This is a genomic window from Haloplanus sp. XH21, assembly GCF_023276355.1.
Classification (GTDB): domain Archaea; phylum Halobacteriota; class Halobacteria; order Halobacteriales; family Haloferacaceae; genus Haloplanus; species Haloplanus halobius.
This window is the reverse complement of the sequence record NZ_JALLPL010000001.1, coordinates 1005195-1024689: the sequence shown is the minus strand read 5'-3', so window position 1 is coordinate 1024689 and position 19495 is coordinate 1005195. Positions and strand designations below refer to the sequence as shown.

Here is a 19495-nt window from a genome sequence, read left to right as displayed (position 1 = left end):
ATCGGCTGCAGTCCGGCGGTCGAGGCGCCGTCTCGGCCGGTCTCCTGTTGCGACAGCGTTAAGTTGATGTATAGATTTGTTCATTACAACCCGAACTAATACACTGGTGTCCATCCATGCAGGATCATATCGAGCGCGTCACCGACGGTGAGGACTTGACCCAGGAGGAGGCACGGGACGCCGCCCGCGCCGTCTTCGAGGAAGCGACCGAGGCCCAGATCGGGGCGCTGCTGGCGGCGCTCCGGGCGAAAGGCGAGACCGAGACCGAAATCGCGGGGTTCGCCGAGGGGATGCGCGACGCCGCGCGGACCATCGACCCCGACCGGACGCCGCTGGTCGACACCTGCGGCACCGGCGGCGACGACTACGACACGATCAACGTCTCGACGACGAGCGCCATCGTCGCCGCGGGCGCGGACATCGCCGTCGCCAAACACGGCAACTACTCCGTGTCCTCTACCTCCGGGAGTGCGGACGTGCTGGAAGTGGCGGGCGTCGACGTCGAGGCCGAACCCCCGGCGGTCGAAGAGGCCATCGATCGCGACGGCATCGGCTTCATGCTCGCGCCCGTCTTCCACCCCGCGATGAAGGCCGTCATCGGCCCGCGGAAGGAACTCGGGATGCGGACGATATTCAACGTGCTCGGCCCGCTGACCAATCCCGCCGGAGCCGACGCGCAGGTGGTCGGCGTTTACGACCCCGACCTCGTGCCCGTCCTCGCCCGCTCGCTCGCGCGGATGGACATCGGCCGCGCGATGGTCGTCCACGGCTCCGGGATGGACGAGATCGCGCTCCACGACGCCACGACGGTCGCCGAAGTCAAGGGGGAGGACGTGACGGAGTACACGCTCATGCCAGCCGATCTGGGCCTGGAGCGAGCACCGATCGAGGCCGTCGCCGGCGGCGACCCCGAGGCGAATGCGGCGGACCTCCGGAGGATCGTCACCGGTGAGGTGACGGGACCAAAACGCGACATCATCCTGGCGAACGCGGGCGCGGCCATCTACGTCGCGGGCGTCGCCGACGACCTGGCGGGTGGCGTCGACGCCGCTCGGGAGGCCATCGACTCGGGCGCCGCCGCCGCGAAGTTCGACGACCTGCGGGGTGCCTGAATGGCGCGCGTGAAGATCTGTGGTGTGACCACCGAGGCGGACCTGCAGGCCGTCGTCGACGCCGGCGCCGACGCCGTCGGCATCCTCACCGAAGTCGACGTCGACACGCCCCGAGAGGTGGAGCCGGACAAGGCGGCCGATCTGGTTGCCGCCGCCCCACCCTTCCTCTCGACGGTGCTGGTGTCGATGCCCGACTCGGCGGCGCGGGCGGTCGGGCTCGCGGGCGCCGTCGCTCCCGACGCCGTCCAACTGCACGGTGACTTCGGCGCCGACGAAGTCCGGTATATCCGCCGCGAGGCGCGCGCGGACGTGATCACCGCCGTCGACGCCGACGACACCGACCGCGCCCGCGCCCACGACGGCGTCGCGGACGCCATCCTCGTCGATTCGACGACTGAGTCGGGCGCGGGCGGCACCGGAGAGACACACGACTGGGAAGCCACGCGCTCGCTCGCTGACGACCTCGAGACGCCCGTCGTCCTCGCGGGCGGACTGACGCCAGCGAACGTCGCCGAGGCGGTTCACACGGTCGGTCCCTACGCCGTCGACGTCTCCAGCGGCGTCGAACGGACTGGCGGGCGGAAGGACCACGAAGCGGTCGAGACGTTCGTCCGGAACGCGCGCCGGGAGGTGCCGGTGTGACGCCCGACCGCGACCGCGACACCTTCGTGACCGACCTCGACGGTCGGACAGCCCCAGTCGTCGCCCGCCTCGCCGTCACGCTCGACGCCGAGACGACGCCGCTCTCGGCGTACGCGGCGCTGGACGACCGCAGCGACTACGGCTTCCTGCTGGAGAGCGCGGAGAAGACGCCGTCGAGCGACCCCGAGGGCGCCTTCACCCAGTCCGACGAGGGGACCGACCGCCACGCCCGGTACTCCTTCGTCGGCTACGACCCCGAGGCCGTCGTCTCCGTGACGGGGACCGACATCGCCGTCGAGTCCCTCGGCGGACCGGCGGCCGAACTGGTCGCCGCGACCGCCGGCGTCGACGACACGGACGCCGACGTACTCGATGCGCTCCGAACCACGCTTCCCGATCTCGACCGCGTCGGCTTCCCGCCGGGCGACCGCCAGCAACTCGACGGCGGTCTGGTCGGCTTCCTGGCGTACGATGCGGTCTACGACCTCTGGCTGGACGAGGTGGGCGTCGAACGCCCCGATCCGATCGTGCCCGACGCGGAGTTCGTGTTGACGACGCGAACGGTGGCGTTCGACCACGCCGACGGAACGATACAGCTCGTGTTCACGCCGGTGCTCACGCCGGACACCGACCCCGGCGCCGTCTACGACGACCTGCTCGACGAGGCGATCAAGATCGAGGAGACGCTCGCGGTGGCCAGCGCGCCCGAGACGGGCGGGTTCGAACGCACCGGCGCCACCGCCGGGCCGCGCGAGGCCTACGAAGACGCGGTCCGGCAGGCCAAGGAACACGTCCTCGACGGCGACATCTACCAGAGCGTCATCTCGCGCAAACGGGAACTCACCGGCGACATCGACCCGCTGGGCCTGTACGAATCCCTCCGTGATGTCAACCCTTCGCCGTACATGTATCTCCTGCGCCACGGCGACCGCACCATCGTCGGCGCAAGCCCCGAGACGCTGGTCTCGGTCCAGGGCGATCGGGTGGTCTCGAACCCCATCGCAGGCACCTGTCCCCGGGGGTCCGGTCCCGTCGAGGACCGCCGCCTCGCCGGCGAGATGCTCGCCGACGGGAAGGAGCGTGCGGAGCATACGATGCTGGTCGACCTGGCGCGCAACGACGTCCGTCGCGTCTCCGAACCCGGATCGATCCGCGTCGAGGAGTTCATGAACGTACTGAAATACTCCCACGTCCAGCACATCGAGTCGACGGTGACGGGGACGCTCGCGACGGGTGATGATCCGAGCGCTGGGGACGAGCGCTCCCCACCGTTCGACGCCTTCGACGCCACCCGGGCGACCTTCCCCGCGGGGACGCTCACCGGCGCGCCGAAAGTGCGCGCGATGGAGATCATCGACGCCCTCGAAGCGGACCCGCGCGGCGTCTACGGCGGGGGAGTCGGCTACTACTCGTGGTCCGGCGACGCCGAGTTCGCCATCGTCATCCGGACGGCGACGGTCGACCACGGCGCCGAGGACCGCATCACCGTCCAGGCGGGGGCGGGAATCGTCGCCGACAGCGACCCCGCGAGCGAGTACGAGGAGACCGAACAGAAGATGGGCGGCGTGCTCGACGCCCTCGGCCGCATCGAGACGACGCGAACGGAGGCGACACGATGACCGGCGGTATGACGGTGCTGGTGATCGACAACTTCGACTCCTTCACCTACAATCTGGTCGAGTACATCTCCGATCATCCCGACCCGGCGACGGGCGAACCGATCCGGGTCGAGGTGCGCAAGAACACGATTTCGCTCGAAACGGTCCGGGAACTCGACCCCGATGCCATCGTCATCAGTCCCGGGCCCGGCCACCCGAAAAACGACCGCGACGTGGGGGTGACGAACGCCGTCCTCCGAGAGGTGAGTCCCGCGGTGCCGACGCTCGGGGTCTGTCTCGGCCTCGAAGCCGCCGTCTACGCCTACGGCGGCGCCGTCGGCCACGCGCCGGAACCCATCCACGGGAAGGCGTCCCCCGTCGACCACGACGGCGAGGGCGTCTTCGCGGGGCTCGATCCGGACATCCGCGCCGGTCGGTATCACTCCCTGGTCGCGACGAGCGTCCCCGACGAGTTCACCGTGTCGGCGACGACGACCCACACCGTCGACGGAACTGACCACGAACTCGTCATGGGCATCCGCCACCGCGAGTATCCACTCGAATGCGTACAGTTCCACCCGGAGAGCGTCCTGACCGCCGCCGGACACGACATCATCGACAACTTCCTGCAGGGCGCCCGGTCGACGGACCGGGTCGACGCCTAGCCGAGAAACAGCGACGCCAACAGCACGAGACCGACGACGACGGCGGCGATCGTCACCAGTCGCCAGGCGACTTTCAGGACGACGCGCCCGACCAGAATGACGACGCCCACGGCGACGATGGCGAGCAGTAACTGTCCGAGCTGGCTACCGAGGAGCCCACCGAACTGGAGAGCCGTCTGGAGCGTGAGCGACATGCTGGACACAAACTCACAGCGAACGCATAATACTGCCGGCTGGAAGTCAATCAAGCGATCCGTCAGCCCAGGAGGACGGAGATCTTGAAACAGTTACAGCCGACAGTATAAGTCTGTGGGCGCCACCCCGCCACCGTCACGCGATCATATTCATATCAAGAGCCAGGTAGATGCGGCGGAATCGTTCGCTGGCGGCGACGGAATCGACGGCGATCAGCGACAGAAATGCTGTCATGGTGCAGTGTCCGCGTCGCCATCGAGACCCCTTCTATTCAGCTGGAAGCCCCACCATGTGCCCCGATTTTCGCCGTTCGATTACACTTTCACTTCGGTCTGGACATCGTTATATACGTCGAGTCTGAATATGGAAAGCGTACGCAGACACAGTACCGATATCGCCGGCACAGAATAGACAGGAATCGGATAGGTTTGCGCTATCGAAACCCGAACCAACGCCTTTACCCCGATTCCCCGTACACCAACAGTCAGCGATGAGCCGATCCGAGTCAGCCACCGGACCTGCCAGCGTCCGGTCGAACCGAAGGAGGGGGACCCCCGCACCGATCAACACGATGACCGATACATGAGTACGTACGACATAGAGACCGACGACGTGGAGTTACCGATCAAGCGCACGGACGGCGAGACGCTCGAAGAGCGACTCACCGACAACGCGTACCACAACATCCTGCCCGCCCGCTACCTCCGGAAGGACGCGGACGGTGAACTGATCGAGGATCAAGAGGATCTCTTCCCGCGCGTGGCGAAAAACATCGCCCTCGCGGAAGCGGTGTTCGAGGCGCGCAAGCAGGACACCGAAATCACGGTCACGCCCGACCAGTTGAAACCCGACCACCCGCGCCGTGACGAACTCGCCGCCGAGGTGTTCGGAACGGGGACCACCGCCGACGACGACGTCGAGACGGCGCTTTCGGCCCACAACGTCAACAAATTCGCCTACGAGACGGTCGTCCCGGCACTCCCCGAGGACGTCCGGACCGTCGTCGAGGAGACCCGCGACGAGTTCGAGACGCTGATGGAGGACCTCTCCTTCATGCCGAACTCGCCCACCCTGATGAACGCGGGCGACGAACTCCAGCAGCTGTCGGCGTGTTTCGTCGACTCACCGGAGGACGACATCGACGACATCCACCAGACCGCCAAGGAGGCGGCCCAGGTGTTCCAGTCCGGCGGCGGTATGGGCTATGCGTTCTGGCGACTCCGCCCGTACGGCGACCCCGTCGGCTCGACGGGCGGCATCGCCTCCGGCCCCATCACGTTCATGCGGACGTTCGACCAGATGTGCGAGACCATCGCCCAAGGTGGCGCCCGCCGGGGCGCCCAGATGGGCGTCATGCGCATCTCTCACCCCGACGTCATCCAGTTCATCCACGCGAAGAACAAGGACGTCTCGCTGGCGCATACGCTCCGCCTCAACGACCCGGACGACTTCACGCACAACTCCTTCGCTGACGCCCTGGAGGAGGCCCGCGAACTCATCGACGACGAAGGGAAGGTACCGAAACACCTCCGCAACGCCGTCGAGGGCCACCTCTCGAATTTCAATATCTCCGTCGGCATCACCGACGACTTCATGGAGTCCCTGCAGGCGGGCGAGGAGTTCACCTTCACCAACCCGCGCACCGGTGACCCCCACATCGCCACCCCCGAGACCAAGGAACTGTACGACATGTTCGGCCTCGGCGACTACGTCGAAGTCGGCGAGGAGCTCTCGATGCCCGCGGAGGTCATCTGGGAGGACATCGTCGAGGGCGCCCACGAAAACGGCGAACCCGGTGTCATCTACCTCGAACGGGTGAACAAGCAGCATTCGTTCGACGTGGAGGAGCATCCGGACCACCGCATCCTCGCGACGAACCCCTGTGTTACGGGTGAGACGCTCATCAGCACCGATAACGGCCTGGTGCCTGCCGAGGAACTGTACGATCAGGGTGTTTCGACGGATGTCGTTGTCGACGGGCGTCTGAGCGAGGAGCCGGTCAAGGAGGCCAGTAGCGTCTACAAGACCGGCGAGAAAGACGTGTGCCGGCTCACGACCGAGGAGGGATACGAGCTTCGGCTAACCGCCGACCACCGCGTCAGGACGGACGACGGCTGGACGGAAGCAGGCGAGCTAACGGCTGGCGACACGGTCCATATCCAGAACCGCAAAGGCGGGTTCGGCCAACACGGCTCCGCCGAAGAGGGGCGTGTTCTCGGCTGGCTCGTCGGTGACGGCCACCTGAAACACGGCGAAGAGCGGGCCGTCCTCAACTTCTACGACGAAGACGCGTCGGTGTCGGAGGCGTTCGCGGACGACGTGAACGAAATCGTCCGCGAACCGCTCGGCAACGCCGACTACGAAGTCGGAGTCAACGATATCGCTCGGAGCGACGACGACCGCGGCGCGCAGGCGATCGAACAGCGGATCCGTTCGACCCGTCTCTACGAGTACGCCGAGGAGGCCGGTCTCGTCAAGGACAAACTCAGTGTCCCCGACGCGATTATGCGGGGGAGCGAGGAGATGGCACGTGGCTTCCTTCGAGCGTTGTTCACCGCCGATGGCAGCGTGCAAGGCTCCGTCGAGAAGGGCGTCTCGGTTCGCCTCTGGAGCGCCGACGCCGACTTGCTCGGTGACGTACAGCAGCTCCTCTTGAACTTCGGCATCGCAAGCAAGGTGTACGAGAACCGCAAGGACGCAGGAACGAGGGAGCTCGCCGACGGCCGTGGCGGAACGGCGGAGTACGAGACGCAGGCACAACACGAACTCGTCATCGTCAAGGACAATCTGGAACGGTTCCGAGACGAGATTGGGTTCCTGCTCGACTACAAGAACGAGGCGCTCGATCAGCGGCTCGATACCTACGACCGTGGACCGGACAGCGAGCGATTCGAGGCCACCGTCGAGTCTATCGAGAACGACGGTCACCAAGCCGTGTACGATCTGACCGAGCCGGATACCAGCTCGTTCGTCGCGAACGGGCTCGTGGTCCACAACTGCGGAGAACAGCCGCTCGAAGAGTACGAGGCCTGCAACCTCGGCCACATCAACCTCTCGACGCTCGCCGCCCGGGACGCGCCCGACTGGCGCGTCTGGACCCAGGAACACGGCGACGAGTACGATTCGATGGACGAGGCCGTCGACGCCTTCCTCGCTGACGCGATCGACTGGGATGAGTTCGACCATCGCATCGAGTACGGCACCCGCTTCCTCGAAAACGTCGTCACGATGTCGGACTTCCCCGTCGACGACATCGAGCAGAAGGTCCGCGAGATGCGCAAAATCGGACTGGGCGTCATGGGCCTGGCGCAACTGTACGTCCAGCTCGGCATCCGCTACGGGAGCGACGTCGGCAACGAGGTCGCCCAGCAGGTGATGACCCACATCAACCACGAGTCGAAGTGGGCGTCCCACGAACTCGCCGAGGACCGCGGCTCCTTCGAGGACTGGAACGAGTCGAAATACGCCAACCCGACCGACTACCGCGAGTGGTTCGAGCACCACACCGGCCTGGACGCCGACGAGTGGGCGGACGGCTTCCCCATCCGCAACCACAACACGACCACCATCGCCCCGACGGGCACCACCTCGATGGTCGGCAACACCACCGGTGGCTGTGAGCCGATTTACAACGTCGCCTACTACAAGAACGTCTCCGACGACGTCCAGGGCGACGAGATGCTCGTCGAGTTCGACGACTACTTCCTGCGGACGCTGGAGGCGAACGACCTCGACATCGACGCGGTGAAACGCGAGGCCCAAGAGCAGATGGCCGACAACGCGTTCGACGGCGTCGAAGGCCTGGAGACGGTGCCGGACGCCATCGGCGAACTGTTCGTCGTCACCGGCGACCTCTCCGGGAAACAGCACGCCGCCGTCCAGTGTGCGTGTCAGGAGGGCGTCGACTCCGCCATCTCGAAGACCTGTAACTTCCCCAACTCCGCATCCATGGAGGACATGGACGAGGTGTACCGCTACATCTACGAACACGGCGGGAAGGGCGTCACCGTCTACCGCGACGGCACGCGCTCGAAACAGGTGTTGACCACTCGCGCCCAGAACGCGGAGTTCGCCGACGAGAGCGAGGCCGCGGAGGCGCTGGTCGAGCAGATCGAGGACGTGTTCGGCGGCATCGAGGGCTTCCTCGAGAACGAGGACGTCCGCGCCGCCCTCGACAGCCAGATGGAAGACATGCTCGCGGCCGCGGACGGCGAACGCGAACTCGGTACCAAGCGCCCGCGACCCGATGTCCTCCACGGCGTCACCCAGCGCATCGACACGGGCTACGGGAAACTCTACGTCAACATCAACGAGGACGACGACGGGCGGCCGTTCGAACTCTTCGCCAACATCGGCAACTCCGGTGGCTTCACCGCCTCCTTCACCGAGGCGCTGGCGAAGACCATCTCGACGGCGCTCCGCTCGGGCGTCGACCCCCGCGAAATCGCCTCCGAACTGCAGGGCATCCGGTCGCCGAAAGTCGCCTGGGACAAGGGCGAACAGATCAACTCCATCCCGGACGCCATCGGCACGGCGATGCGCCGCTACCTCGACGGCGAGATCGACAAGCCGTACCCGAAACAGCAGAACCTGACCGAACTCGAACAGGCCGAAAAGCAGGCGATGGAAGGCGGTGACGCACCCGAGGCCGACGGCGGTGCGCAGGCCGGCGTCAGCGACGACACGGCCGAACTCCTCGAAGCGGGCGAGAGCCCCGAGTGTCCCGAATGCGGGACGATGAACCTCTACTACTCCGAGGGCTGCAAGACCTGCGAGTCGTGTGGCTGGTCCGAGTGCTGAGACGGATCCGTTAGAACCGCGTCCCGGCGGTCGTCGCCTCGGCGATGAGCGACCGTCGGAAATAGTTCACGACGGTCCGTCCGAACCGGCCTCACACGATGATCGCCCGCGGTGGGCGCCGGATTCACGCCATGAGTTCTCCGACACCCGAGATACGCAGTTATCGCGACAGACAATAATGATTCGGCCATCCTGAGAACGGTATCGTGCCGAACTACCCAACGATACGGCACGAACGTTTGCATCCGGGCAGACAAACCCACGCCGGCGGAACAGTCATGTCGGTGTGGACCCCACGCCGGGGCATGTCATCGTCAGGCGGTCGACCGTGCCCCCGCTGTGAGACGGCGATGCGGCGCCGTCACTGTAAATACGTCTGTCCGAACCACGGGGTCGTCTACGACTGCAGCGACACGTTCTGGTGACATGAGCGGATTCGATCCAGCCGGCAGCGCCGGGAACGCGGGGGAGACTACCGAATGGTGAGTGACGACGGCATCGCTCGGGGGAGGGCGATCCAGCGCCGGACCGGCAAGACGTTCCATCTCGCCACGCGCCTGCTGCCCGACCGCGTCCGCGAACCGACGTACGTTCTCTATGCGTTCTTCCGCGTCGCCGACGAAGTGGTGGACGACGCGGACGGGGTCCCGCCCGAGGAACAGCGGGCCGAACTCGAACGGTTACGCGCCGCCGCGCTCGACGAGGAGCCGACCGACGACCCGGTGCTCGCCGCCTTCGCCGACCTTCGCGAGCGCCACGGCATCGACGACGCGGACGTGCACACGTTCGTCGACGCCATGCTGACCGACGTGACGAAGAGCCGCTACGAGACGTTCGACGAACTGCGGGCGTACATGGACGGGTCGGCGTCGGCTGTGGGGCGAATGATGACCGACGTGATGGCCCCCGAGCGGCCGGAACGGGCGCGCCCCCACGCGACGGCGCTCGGCGAGGCGTTCCAGCTCTCGAACTTCCTGCGCGACGTGCGCGAGGACATCGTGGAACGCGACCGGCTCTACCTGCCACGGGAGACGCTCGGCGCGTACGGCGTCAGCGAGGCCGATCTGCGGAACTTCGAGGTGACCGAGGAGTTCCGGCGGGCGATGGCACACGAACTCCGGCGGACGGAGGCGCTCTACCGCGAGGGCGTCGCCGGCATCGAGTATCTGCCCGCAGACTGCCAGTTTCCCGTCCTCGTCGCCGCGGTCCTCTACGCCGACCACCATCGCCTGATCCGCGAGCGAAACTACGACGTGCTGTCCGAGACGCCGGCGATCAGCACGCGCCGCAAACTCGCGCTCGTGGCACGAACCCGCTGGCACTGGGCGTGGAACCGCGACCCCGAAACGGTGTTCCGGCGGGTGAGCGCCGTTCCGGATGGAGCCAGGGACGCCGTCCCGACCCCCGGCATCGGTCGCCGCCTGCTCCGCGGCGCGGTGGACAGCCTCCGGCGCCTCAACTAGGCGTCGGCAGTCAGCAGTCGGTCTCGTCCTCGCCAGACGATCCAGCGAGAACCTCTCGACGGGGACGATACGCCTACCGCCAGGGCAGAAACGGCGCCGAGTCGAAGCGCTCGGTGCGGAGCAAGCCGACGCCGAACAGGGCGCCGACGGCCGCCGCTCCCCAGTTGCCGAACCAGACGTTGATCGCACTCCAGAGCACCACGAAACTCACCAGGTCGTCGAGGGCGAAGGCACAGGAGTCGAGACGGGTCAGCACCGCCGTCCGGTCGAGGACGGCGTCGAGGACGAGGACGGTGACCGTCGCCGACAGGATCCAGCCAGCGAAGTTCGAGAGCGGGACGCCGTAGACGGGGCCGCCGGCGGGATAGGTCCAGAACCCGAGCGCGACGGCGCCGGGGTCGAGAACGACGTCCATGCCCACGACCGCCGCGATGACGGTCGGGAGCCGAACCTGGGGAGCCTGCGCTCGGTCACCGAGGAGGAGGAGACAGAGCAAGTAGGCGTTACAGACGAGCGGCAGGAAGAAGACGGGGAGGCCGACCGGCACGCCCGCGAGCGTGGGACCGAGGTCGATGGCGTAGTGGAACTCGCCGTAGGGCAGGCCGGTCCGGAGGCCGACGAACTCGATGGCGTAGGCGTAGGCCGCGAGGAGGGCGACGCCGATCGCGGCCCGGCGGTCGATCAGGGGCGCCATGCCGACGAGCAGCGGCGACCGCATGACGAGCGTGCCGAACAGGAGCAACAAGGGGTCGAACGCGAACGGCGCCGGCAGTAGCGCCTCCGCGCTCGCGACGAGGAGGACGGCGCCGACGGCGGGGAAGACCACCGCGATGGTGAACCGGTTCTCGCGGACGAGGGCGTCGAGGCGCGCCTGGATGGCGGCGCGCGTCGAGGGGGCCGCCGGCACGACGGACCCGTCGTCGGTCTCACCCATAGAACACCCTCCAGAGGCCGCCCATCGTGAACAGGGCGCCGACGACGGTGTTCACGGCCGGATACCACCAGTAGGCCCGCGAGACGGAGATGTCGGCGCGGGCGACGAGGACGACGGCGACCGGATAGACGGCCATGAGCGCGCCGAGACGCGGGTCGAGCAGGCCGAAGGCGATGGCGGCGAGCGCCCAGCATCCGGCGCAGTAGGCGTACGCCCGCCGCTCGCCGAGGCGGGTCGCCGTCGTCTCGATGCCGGCCGCGCGGTCCGGGTCGATATCCGGAATCGCGGAGAACGTATGCATCGCCATCGACCACACCCAGCCGCCGCCGACGGCGAGGACGGGTGGCTGCGCGCCGGCGACGGTGACGTAGGCCGCGACGCCGGGCAGGATGTAGAGCCCGTTCGAGAGCGAATCGAGGGGCGGCCGGGTCTTCAGGCGGAGCGGCGGGGCGCTGTACGCGACGCCGAGAGCGAGGAATCCGAGGAGCCACGGCCACGCCCGCGTCGGCGTCACGGCGAGAGGGGGGAAGGCGAGCAGCGCGCTCACCGTGACCGCGATGGGGACGAGACGCCCGCCGCCGTAGCGCACCTCGCGACCCTCTTTTTTCGGGTTCTCCGCGTCGATATCGGCGTCGAAGATGTCGTTGACGCCGTACAGCAGGACGTTCGCGGGCAGAAGGAAGTACGCGAAGAGGACGAGCGTCGCTGGCGTGAGCAGGTCGGCTGGCGCCGTGGCGCCGTAGACGACGCCCACGGCCACGGGACCGGCGAGATAGAGCCAGAACCGAGGTCGGGAGAGACGGACCAGATACGCGAGGCTCATTCCATCATGGCCTCGACCGTGAGGCGGCCGCTGATGAGACACATCGGGACGCCGATACCGGGGGTGGTGTAGGAGCCAGTGAAGTAGAGGCCGTCAACCGCGTCCGAGTCGTGGGGCGGGCGGAGCAGCGAAGTCTGTCGGAGGGTGTGCGCGAGGCCGAGCGCGGAGCCCTGGGTGCTGTTGTATCGGTCCGCGAACTCCGAGACGGAGAAGATTTCCTCGAAGACGATGCGGTCCCGGAGGTCGACCCCGGTGTGTTCGGCGATGTCGTCGAGCACCAGGTCGCGAAACGCCGCGCGGCGCTCCGGCGTGTCGTCGAGGCCGGGCGCGATGGGTACGAGCGCAAAGAGGTTGCTGTGGCCCTCGGGTGCGACGGTGTCGTCGGTCTTCGAGGGAACACAGAGGTAGTAGGCGGGGTCCTCGGGCCACGTGGGGTCGCCGAAGATGGTGTCGAAGTGGGCGTCCCAGTCGGTCGGGAGGACGAGCGAGTGGTGGGCCAGCGGTTCGACCGAGCCCTCGACGCCGAGATAGAGCAGGAACGCGGAGGGCGCGTAGGTGCGGGAGTTCCAGTAGTCGGCGTCGTACTGGCGGTCGTCGGGGACGAGCAACTCCTGTTCGGTGTGGGCGTAGTCGGCGTCGGAGACGACGCGGTCGGGGAAGAACTCGCGGCCGTCCTCGGTGCGGACAGCGAAGGCACCCTCCCGACCTCGGATTTCCGAGACGGGATGGTCGGTGCGGAACTCCACGCCCAGTTCCTCGGCCATCGCGACGATGCCGTCGACGACGCCACCCATGCCGTTCTCGGGGTAGTAGACGCCCAGATTGAAATCGACGTGGCTCATCAGGTTGTACAGTGCGGGCGTGTTGTCGGGCGCGCCGCCGAGAAAGACCAGCGAATACTGGACGATCTGCTGGAGTTTGGGGTGATCGAAGTAGTCCTCGACGTGGCCCTGCATCGTCCCGAGCAGGGAGAGACCGCGAGCGTACCGAAGCACGTCCGGGTCGACGAACTCGCGGAGGCGAGAGCGGTCCTCGTAGACGAACTGCTGCATCCCCACGTCGTAGGTGTAGGCGGCCTGATCGAGATACGCGTCGAGCGCGTCGCCGGCGCCGGGTTCGTACGACTCGAACAGGTCGCGGTTGGTCTCCAGGTCGGGGACGAGGTCGACCTGATCGCCGTCTTTGAAGAAGATGCGGTAGTGTGGGTCGAGGCGTTCGAGCCCGTAATACTGCTCGGGCGAGCGGCCGAAATCGCCGAAGAAGTCCTCGAAGACGTCGGGCATCAGATACCAGGACGGGCCCATGTCGAACCGGAACCCCTCGGCGTGGAGGCGACTCGCCCGACCGCCGAGCTGTTCGTTTTTCTCCAGAACCGTCACGTCGGCGCCGGCATCGGCCAGATAGCACGCCGTCGAGAGGCCGCCGAAACCGCTGCCGACGACGACGACGACCGATTCGTCGAGGTCATCGGCCGGCGGGGATGCATTCATGACCCCCCGTTGGACCGTGATCCGTATATACTGTCGGCAATCGCGTGTGACGGTGCCACACCTCACGCGAGTCGGCCGTTCAGGACTTTCGCGGCGACGAGGATCGGATCCCAGACGGGACTGAACGGCGGCGCATACGCCAGATCGAGGCGTTCGAGTTCGTCGACTCGCAGGTTCGCATCGAGCGCCGTCGCCAGCGTGTCGATGCGGATCGCCGCGCGGTCGCTGCCGACGATGGTTCCGCCGAGCACCCGCCTGCTCCCGCGGTCGGCGACGAGCGTGACCGTGGTATCGGCGGCGCCGGGGTAGTAGCCCGAGCGCGATTCGGCGGTGATCGTCTCCCGGACGGGATCGAAGCCGGCGTCGGTCGCCTCGTCGCCGTCGACGAGTCCGACGCGGCCACACTCCAGGTCGAACGCCTTCACCACGGCCGTCCCGGCCACGTCACCGACGGGCGTCGGGTCGCCAGCCACCGTCGCACCCACGGCCCGCCCCGCGCGATTCGCCGTCAGCCCCAGCGGCATCCACGTCGACCGTCCCATCACCGTGTGACGCGACGTCGCCACGTCGCCCGCGGCGTATATCGCCGGGAGGCTGGTTCGCCCGTAGTCGTCGACGTGAAGCGCACCGTTCGGCCCCCGGTCGACGCCGGTGCCGTCGAGGAGGCCGGCGTTCGGCTCGATGCCGACGCCGAGGACCGCCATCTCAACCGAGAGGCGGTCGTCGTCGAACGCGATTGCCTCGATGCGACCGTCGCCGACGAGCCGCTCGACGGGCGTGTCGGTGTGGACAGCGACGCCCCGCTCGCCGAGGTGGGCCGCCACCCGCTCGGCGACGGCCTCGCCGAACGGTGGCAGGAGGTGGCTCGACCGCTGGAACAGGTGGACATCGAGCCCTCGGGCGACGAGCGCCTCCGCCATCTCGACACCGACGTACCCGCCGCCGACGATGGCGGCCCGCTCCGGCGGGGCGAGTGCGGCGTTGTGGTCGACGCGCCCCCGATCGACGGGGCCGTCGCCGAGGCGGTTCCTGTCGTACTCACCGGGAGCGGCGAGGTAGGCGTCGATAGCGGCCGCCGAATCTAGCCCGTGGACGGTGAACACGCCATCCAGGGTGGCGTCGAACGACCGGGTGGTCGCTCGGGCGCCGGTCGCGACGAGGAGTTCGCTGTAGGGCTGATCGAATCGCTCGCCCTCGCTCCGGACGGTCACCGTCCGCTCCGTCGGCGAGACGGACACGACTTCGTGGCCACGGCGCAGGTCGATCCCCCGCTCCGCGACATCCGTCGGTGAGAGCGACAGCAAGTCGGTCAGCCGGTCGACGGTGCCCTCGATGAAGTACGGCAGCCCGCAGTGGGCGTACGACACCCACTGCCCCTGCTCGAAGACGACGACGTCTCGGTCCGGTTGCTCGCGGCGGAACTTGCTCGCCGCGCTCAGACCCGCGGCATCGCCGCCGACGACGACGAACGGATCACGGTTCATGAGGGCAGGTCACGCGGCAGCGGGAAAAGCGTGCGCCGGCTCATACGGATTAGTGGAACTGTTTACCGGTGATTCGCTGGACCGTCCCAGCGAGCCACCGGTAATGACGTCCAAGAAACCGTCTCACTCCCGGTAGAGCAGATAGCCGAGCATCCCCGCGAGCGCCGTCTCGGAGGCGAGCGCGAGGAACTCGGCGGGGCCCGCGAAGACGTGGGCGAGGAGATAGGAGAGCGTCGAGCCGTGGTGGTGCGTCCCGGGACCGACGAAAAACAGGGGACGGTGGCCGCTCACGTGCCAGCCGAAGTAGCCGACGACGTAGACGACCATGAGCGCGATGCCGGCGATGTAGAGCGGGCGGCGATACGCGCCCGCGATCGCGGCGACCACTCCACCGACGATAGCGAGACCCGACACGACGAACAGCGGCCACCGCAGGTCGGGTGGGAAGAGGACGCCGCCCTGGAGATACGTCAGCCAGTTGCTGACGCCGAGCGCCAGGTGGATCACCGCGACGAGAACGGCGAGGTGGACCGTAATCAGGTGGATCGGATCGAAATCGCTAACGTTCATCCCCTATGTCGAGAACGGACACCTAAAAAACGGTCACGAAGCCGCGCCGCCGACGGGACGAACCGAACGTGTTATTAATTACGTTATTCTCTTTGTTAATATGACTCGTCTCTCCCCTGCTGGCGGGATCGCAACGGGCGTCTTCGCGGTGCTGTCCGGGTTCGCGGCGACCATCGGGGCCTGGAAACTACTGGGTATCTCGTGGGTCGCGTTCGCCGCGATGGCGCTCGGCATCCCGCTCGGCAAGCGGTCGTTCGGCGGCCGCCCGTGGGCGCTGGTGTGGGGGTACGGCCTCGCGAGCGGTGCGATGGTGACGAGCGCCGCAGTGTTCCTGATCCCGCAGGCCATCGCTCACGACGCGAGTTTCGGTGGGTTCGGCGTCGCGCTCGGCTTGCTCGTCGGCTTCGCGAGCCACACGGCCGGTCACCGCCTCGCGCATCTCGACCTGCCTGTCGATCGCACCGTCGCCGAACTCTCCGCGCACGCCTTCTCCGCGGGCCTCATCATCGGCATCGTCTACGGCAACATGCCCGACCTCGGCCCGCTGCTCGGCCTCGCCATCGTCTCGCACAAGGGACCGGCGGGCTACGCGGCGGCCCGGCGACTCGTCTCGAACGGGCGCGATCCGTCGGTGTTGCTCGTCCCCGCCGCCGGCGTCGGCATCGCGGCCATCGGCGCTAGCCTCGTCAGCCTCCCGGCCGCGCCGTCGGTCCGCGGGATCGTCTTCGGGTTCGCCGCCGGCATCTTCCTCCACGTTGCGATGGACTTCCTGCCGCGGTGTGAGATCGGGAGCGATGTCCACGACCTGCTGAGAGTGTCCGGCGACGCCCACGCCCTGCTGGACCGCCTCCGAACGCACGCCGTCGTCAGCACCGCGCTCGGCGGCGTCGCCGTGTTCGTCGCCTGGCTCGCGCTGTCGTAGGCGCTCGACCCGTACGACACTCACCACTCCGAAAGCGAGCAGCTAGCAGCGTCAGCCGTACAGCCGGCGAAGCTGATAGGTGATGCCGACGCCCGCCAGCAGCAACACGATGAGGTTGAACGCCGCCTGAAACAGCGACCGGTACTCGTGGGTGATCCACGTCGTGATGGCGTTGGAGATGCTGAGATACAGCCGTATCACGGCGATGAACGCGAGCAAGCCCAGCAGGAGCAGGGCGGCGTAGTTCGCGTATCGCCGGACGCGAGAGTGGTCGGTGCTCTCGTCGGTGGGCTCCTCCGTCTCGGTGCTCGAATCGGGGGTTGGGGTAGTGTCACTCATGGGATCCTCCTCCGGGCGAGAAGCGCGGCGGCGACGACGGCGAGGGCGGCGACGAGCGCGCCGAAGCCGGGACCGGCGCTTTCGGTCGGAATGCCCGTCTCCGCGGGCACCGGTCGATCGCCGGCGCCGCCGTCACCGCCGTCGCGGCTGAAGTCGCTGACCTGGAGTTCGACATCGCGTCGCGTCTCGTTGACGCTGATGGTCTCCGTCGGGTCCAGATTCGCCGTCCCGCGAACGCTGTCGATGACGACGCCGTCCTTCCAGAGCACCGCGTCGATGTAGTAGTTGTAGTTCGACGGGACGGTCGACTGCGCCTCGACGGTCTCCGTGCGACCGGGACGGATCGAGCCGACCGGAACGGAGGTCTGATCAGCGACGATGTTGGAGTCGGCCTGGCGGAGCGTCAGCGTGACGCGGAGGTTCTCCGGCTGTTCGTCGCCGTCGTTGGTCAGGGCGGCCTGCACGGCGAGCGTCGTCCGGTTGTCGTTCGTCTCCACAATGGAGAAGGAGACGGGCGGCAGCGCGTCCGCGCTGGCGAACGCGACATCACTCCGGGCGTAGGGCGGCTGGAGGGCCGCGAGTCCCTGGAGTTCGCGCCCGCCGCTATCGATCCGCTGCCCGTCGCGGTAGACGACCGCCTGGATGCGGTAGCCACCCTCCCGCTCGACGGTCAGGTTCGTCGGCACCGCCACCTCCTGCTCTTCGGAGAGGTTGCCGACGGAAACGGACCGGGTCGTCGCGACCAGCCCCGACTCCGCGTCGATGGCCTGCACGCGCAGGCTGACGTTTCGTGCCGGTGGGCCGCGGTGCGAGAGGCGCGTCTCCACGTTCAGCGTGACCGTATCGCCCGTCACGTCGCCGGCCGAGATGTCCATCTGTGTGATGTCCACCGGTCCCGGACGCACCGGCCGATCGTCGGTCGGATCAGCCAGGGCACCGGGCGCGAGCACGGCGGTGAGGGCAGCGAGGACGACGACGCCGGCCGCACCCACGGCCAGCGCTGTTTCGCGGCGCATAGACGGAAGGACTCGCGGTACCCGCAAATGCTTTGGGGAAAGTCAAACGGACGTTTATCTTTCGGGCGACCGATCGACGGGGTATGCGAAGCGACCTGCGATAGTAGCGTTTGGAACTGTGTGCATACCTGATCGCACGCTGTCTGGCGATCCGGTGTGCGCTGACTTACAAAGGCGACTATAGGGACCGACACGGAGCAGACGAGCGTCGCCCTCTGTGAGTATCCCGAGGAGCGGATCGAGGCCGGAGAGACGGTGTACGCGGTCAACTCCCTCCGAGGCGGCGACGCCCGCGCCGGCGAGGACGCGATCGACGCGACGGTCGAACCACACCAGTTCGTCCGCGACAACGACCCCGCGGACGACCTCCTCGTGTTCGCCGAGGAGAGGGACGTAGACGAACTCGTCATCGGCGTCCACGAGCGGAATCCGACCGGAAAGACGATCTTCGGAAGCACCGCGCAGGAAGTGCTCCTGAAGACATCGCGTCCCGTCGCCGTCGTGCCTCTGGAGTAGGCTAGCGACCCTCGCTACCCGAACACGCCGTCGAGAAACGCGAGTTGGTGTGCGGCAGCCTCGCTCGCGGCGTCGCCGAGGGCGTCCATCTGCCGCATCGGCAGCCGCAGGAACGTCGCGTCGTCAAGGCGGTCGGCAGCCGTCGCAACCGTCTCGGCGGGGACCAGATCGCCGTCACCGGCGGCGATGCACAGCGTCGGACAGGCCACGTCGCTGGCGTCGGTCAGGGGGCGATACCGAAACAGCGACAGGAGCGACCGCGCCGGAGTCCGGTTCTGCCAGTCGCTTACGGACGGGATGCAGTCGAGATAGGCGGTGCCGGTCGGGTCGCGTGGCAAAACGCCGAACTCCTCGGGACCGCCGACGACGGGGACGGCGTGAGACCGGCCAAGCCGAGCGAGAAGACGGTCATGCAGGCCCGCCCGAACGGCGGTAGCGAGATAGCGCGGCGACCGGGCGCGGGCGAACGCGCGTCCGTCGAGAATCGGGGCGACCGCGACGGCGGCGGCGACGGCGCGTGATTCGGCCGCGACCCGCACGACGTGTCCGCCGCCGAGGCCGTACCCCCAGAGCGCGATCCGCCGGTGGTCGATGCCGTCGAGACGGCGAACCCGATCGAGCGCCGCGTGCCAGTCGGCCACCTGCGCTACGGGGGCAACGAGATTTCGAGGGGTGCCCTCACTCGCGCCGGAGCCACGATAGTCGAAGAGAAAGGCGGCGTAGCCCGCGCGGGCGAACGCCTCGACGTAGCGAGGGTAGCCGAAGGTGCGTTCGGCCGCGAAATCCGGCCCCATCACGACGACCGGCGGCGTCGCCGGGCGGTCCGGTCGGTAGAGGCGACCGCGACACGTCTCGCCCGCGCTCTCGAAGGTCAAGGTCGTCGTTGCGAACTCGAACGTCCGACGAGTCGTGGTCGCCGCGGGCAT

Annotated in this window: 18 protein-coding genes; 9 read left to right on the top strand and 9 right to left on the bottom strand. The window is 67.6% G+C overall.

What is annotated here, in order from left to right:
- Positions 1–116 precede the first annotated feature (116 nt).
- Genes trpD through trpG form a run of 4 tightly spaced genes read left to right on the top strand, consistent with a single transcriptional unit; the run spans position 117 to position 4017 of the window.
- Positions 117–1112, top strand: a complete 996-nt coding sequence (trpD, locus tag MXB53_RS05235; protein ID WP_248896217.1) for an anthranilate phosphoribosyltransferase — start codon at positions 117–119, stop codon at positions 1110–1112.
- The gene (locus MXB53_RS05230) at positions 1113–1754 is read left to right on the top strand and encodes a phosphoribosylanthranilate isomerase (RefSeq protein ID WP_248896215.1); all 642 of its coding nucleotides are present in this window, start codon (positions 1113–1115) and stop codon (positions 1752–1754) included.
- Complete coding sequence (trpE, locus tag MXB53_RS05225; RefSeq protein WP_425601194.1) at positions 1751–3373, top strand: anthranilate synthase component I; 1623 nt, start codon at positions 1751–1753, stop codon at positions 3371–3373. Before MXB53_RS05230 ends, trpE begins: the two co-directional genes overlap by 4 nt.
- 8 nt (positions 3374–3381) lie before the next feature.
- A complete protein-coding gene (gene trpG, locus MXB53_RS05220; RefSeq protein ID WP_248898072.1) occupies positions 3382–4017 on the top strand; it encodes an anthranilate synthase component II in 636 nt (211 codons plus the stop codon).
- On the opposite strand, the gene MXB53_RS05215 is transcribed toward trpG, so the two are convergent.
- Positions 4014–4211, bottom strand: a complete 198-nt coding sequence (locus MXB53_RS05215; RefSeq protein ID WP_248896213.1) for a DUF8029 family protein — start codon at positions 4209–4211, stop codon at positions 4014–4016. The genes trpG and MXB53_RS05215 overlap by 4 nt on opposite strands.
- 583 nt (positions 4212–4794) lie before the next feature.
- Here MXB53_RS05215 and MXB53_RS05210 point away from each other — a divergent pair.
- The 3 genes from MXB53_RS05210 (at position 4795) to MXB53_RS05205 (ending at position 10475) form a co-directional block, all read left to right on the top strand.
- Positions 4795–9012, top strand: coding sequence for an LAGLIDADG family homing endonuclease (locus MXB53_RS05210; protein ID WP_248896212.1), 4218 nt, complete (start codon positions 4795–4797; stop codon positions 9010–9012).
- 305 nt (positions 9013–9317) lie between these two features.
- A complete protein-coding gene (locus MXB53_RS15780; protein ID WP_345779696.1) occupies positions 9318–9437 on the top strand; it encodes an HVO_2523 family zinc finger protein in 120 nt (39 codons plus the stop codon).
- Positions 9438–9491: 54 nt separating this feature from the next.
- The gene (locus MXB53_RS05205) at positions 9492–10475 is read left to right on the top strand and encodes a phytoene/squalene synthase family protein (protein WP_248896210.1); all 984 of its coding nucleotides are present in this window, start codon (positions 9492–9494) and stop codon (positions 10473–10475) included.
- 73 nt (positions 10476–10548) lie between these two features.
- Here the strand turns inward: MXB53_RS05205 and cruF are convergent, their stop codons facing one another.
- The 5 genes from cruF to MXB53_RS05180 form a co-directional block, all read right to left on the bottom strand.
- On the bottom strand, positions 10549–11409 hold the full coding sequence (cruF, locus tag MXB53_RS05200) for a bisanhydrobacterioruberin hydratase (RefSeq protein ID WP_248896208.1): 861 nt from the start codon (positions 11407–11409) through the stop codon (positions 10549–10551).
- Complete coding sequence (locus MXB53_RS05195; protein WP_248896206.1) at positions 11402–12232, bottom strand: prenyltransferase; 831 nt, start codon at positions 12230–12232, stop codon at positions 11402–11404. The genes cruF and MXB53_RS05195 overlap by 8 nt, the downstream gene beginning before the upstream one ends.
- Complete coding sequence (locus MXB53_RS05190) at positions 12229–13722, bottom strand: phytoene desaturase family protein (RefSeq protein WP_248896205.1); 1494 nt, start codon at positions 13720–13722, stop codon at positions 12229–12231. The genes MXB53_RS05195 and MXB53_RS05190 overlap by 4 nt, the downstream gene beginning before the upstream one ends.
- A 62-nt stretch (positions 13723–13784) precedes the next feature.
- Entirely contained in the window at positions 13785–15206 is a 1422-nt protein-coding gene (locus MXB53_RS05185; RefSeq protein WP_248896203.1) for an FAD-dependent oxidoreductase, read from the bottom strand.
- 123 nt (positions 15207–15329) lie between these two features.
- Complete coding sequence (locus MXB53_RS05180; RefSeq protein WP_248896201.1) at positions 15330–15776, bottom strand: hypothetical protein; 447 nt, start codon at positions 15774–15776, stop codon at positions 15330–15332.
- Between the two features lie 100 nt (positions 15777–15876).
- Between MXB53_RS05180 and MXB53_RS05175 the strand changes: the two genes are divergently transcribed.
- Positions 15877–16698: a ZIP family metal transporter gene (locus tag MXB53_RS05175; RefSeq protein WP_248896199.1), complete on the top strand. Its 822-nt coding sequence runs from the start codon at positions 15877–15879 to the stop codon at positions 16696–16698.
- A gap of 51 nt (positions 16699–16749) precedes the next feature.
- On the opposite strand, the gene MXB53_RS05170 is transcribed toward MXB53_RS05175, so the two are convergent.
- Both MXB53_RS05170 and MXB53_RS05165 read right to left on the bottom strand, forming a co-directional pair.
- Positions 16750–17037, bottom strand: coding sequence for a DUF8060 family membrane protein (locus tag MXB53_RS05170; protein WP_248896198.1), 288 nt, complete (start codon positions 17035–17037; stop codon positions 16750–16752).
- Positions 17034–18053: a DUF7490 domain-containing protein gene (locus tag MXB53_RS05165; RefSeq protein ID WP_248896197.1), complete on the bottom strand. Its 1020-nt coding sequence runs from the start codon at positions 18051–18053 to the stop codon at positions 17034–17036. The genes MXB53_RS05170 and MXB53_RS05165 overlap by 4 nt, the downstream gene beginning before the upstream one ends.
- 255 nt (positions 18054–18308) lie before the next feature.
- On the opposite strand from MXB53_RS05165, the gene MXB53_RS05160 reads away from it, so the two are divergent.
- Complete coding sequence (locus MXB53_RS05160) at positions 18309–18569, top strand: universal stress protein (RefSeq protein ID WP_425601193.1); 261 nt, start codon at positions 18309–18311, stop codon at positions 18567–18569.
- 14 nt (positions 18570–18583) lie between these two features.
- Here the strand turns inward: MXB53_RS05160 and MXB53_RS05155 are convergent, their stop codons facing one another.
- Positions 18584–19495, bottom strand: a complete 912-nt coding sequence (locus tag MXB53_RS05155) for an alpha/beta hydrolase (RefSeq protein WP_248896195.1) — start codon at positions 19493–19495, stop codon at positions 18584–18586.

What these genes read in the sequence shown, in the direction of transcription:
- MXB53_RS05190 (WP_248896205.1), bottom strand. Translation starts at nt 13,722, where the DNA reads ATGAATGCATCCCCGCCGGCCGATGACCTCGACGAATCGGTCGTCGTC.
- MXB53_RS05180 (WP_248896201.1), bottom strand. Translation starts at nt 15,776, where the DNA reads ATGAACGTTAGCGATTTCGATCCGATCCACCTGATTACGGTCCACCTC.
- MXB53_RS05175 (WP_248896199.1), top strand. Translation starts at nt 15,877, where the DNA reads ATGACTCGTCTCTCCCCTGCTGGCGGGATCGCAACGGGCGTCTTCGCG.
- MXB53_RS15780 (WP_345779696.1), top strand. Translation starts at nt 9,318, where the DNA reads ATGTCATCGTCAGGCGGTCGACCGTGCCCCCGCTGTGAGACGGCGATG.
- MXB53_RS05215 (WP_248896213.1), bottom strand. Translation starts at nt 4,211, where the DNA reads ATGTCGCTCACGCTCCAGACGGCTCTCCAGTTCGGTGGGCTCCTCGGT.
- MXB53_RS05165 (WP_248896197.1), bottom strand. Translation starts at nt 18,053, where the DNA reads ATGCGCCGCGAAACAGCGCTGGCCGTGGGTGCGGCCGGCGTCGTCGTC.
- MXB53_RS05195 (WP_248896206.1), bottom strand. Translation starts at nt 12,232, where the DNA reads ATGAGCCTCGCGTATCTGGTCCGTCTCTCCCGACCTCGGTTCTGGCTC.
- trpG (WP_248898072.1), top strand. Translation starts at nt 3,382, where the DNA reads ATGACGGTGCTGGTGATCGACAACTTCGACTCCTTCACCTACAATCTG.
- MXB53_RS05230 (WP_248896215.1), top strand. Translation starts at nt 1,113, where the DNA reads ATGGCGCGCGTGAAGATCTGTGGTGTGACCACCGAGGCGGACCTGCAG.
- trpD (WP_248896217.1), top strand. Translation starts at nt 117, where the DNA reads ATGCAGGATCATATCGAGCGCGTCACCGACGGTGAGGACTTGACCCAG.
- MXB53_RS05155 (WP_248896195.1), bottom strand. Translation starts at nt 19,495, where the DNA reads ATGCCCGCGGCGACCACGACTCGTCGGACGTTCGAGTTCGCAACGACG.
- MXB53_RS05170 (WP_248896198.1), bottom strand. Translation starts at nt 17,037, where the DNA reads ATGAGTGACACTACCCCAACCCCCGATTCGAGCACCGAGACGGAGGAG.
- MXB53_RS05185 (WP_248896203.1), bottom strand. Translation starts at nt 15,206, where the DNA reads ATGAACCGTGATCCGTTCGTCGTCGTCGGCGGCGATGCCGCGGGTCTG.
- MXB53_RS05205 (WP_248896210.1), top strand. Translation starts at nt 9,492, where the DNA reads ATGGTGAGTGACGACGGCATCGCTCGGGGGAGGGCGATCCAGCGCCGG.
- MXB53_RS05210 (WP_248896212.1), top strand. Translation starts at nt 4,795, where the DNA reads ATGAGTACGTACGACATAGAGACCGACGACGTGGAGTTACCGATCAAG.
- cruF (WP_248896208.1), bottom strand. Translation starts at nt 11,409, where the DNA reads ATGGGTGAGACCGACGACGGGTCCGTCGTGCCGGCGGCCCCCTCGACG.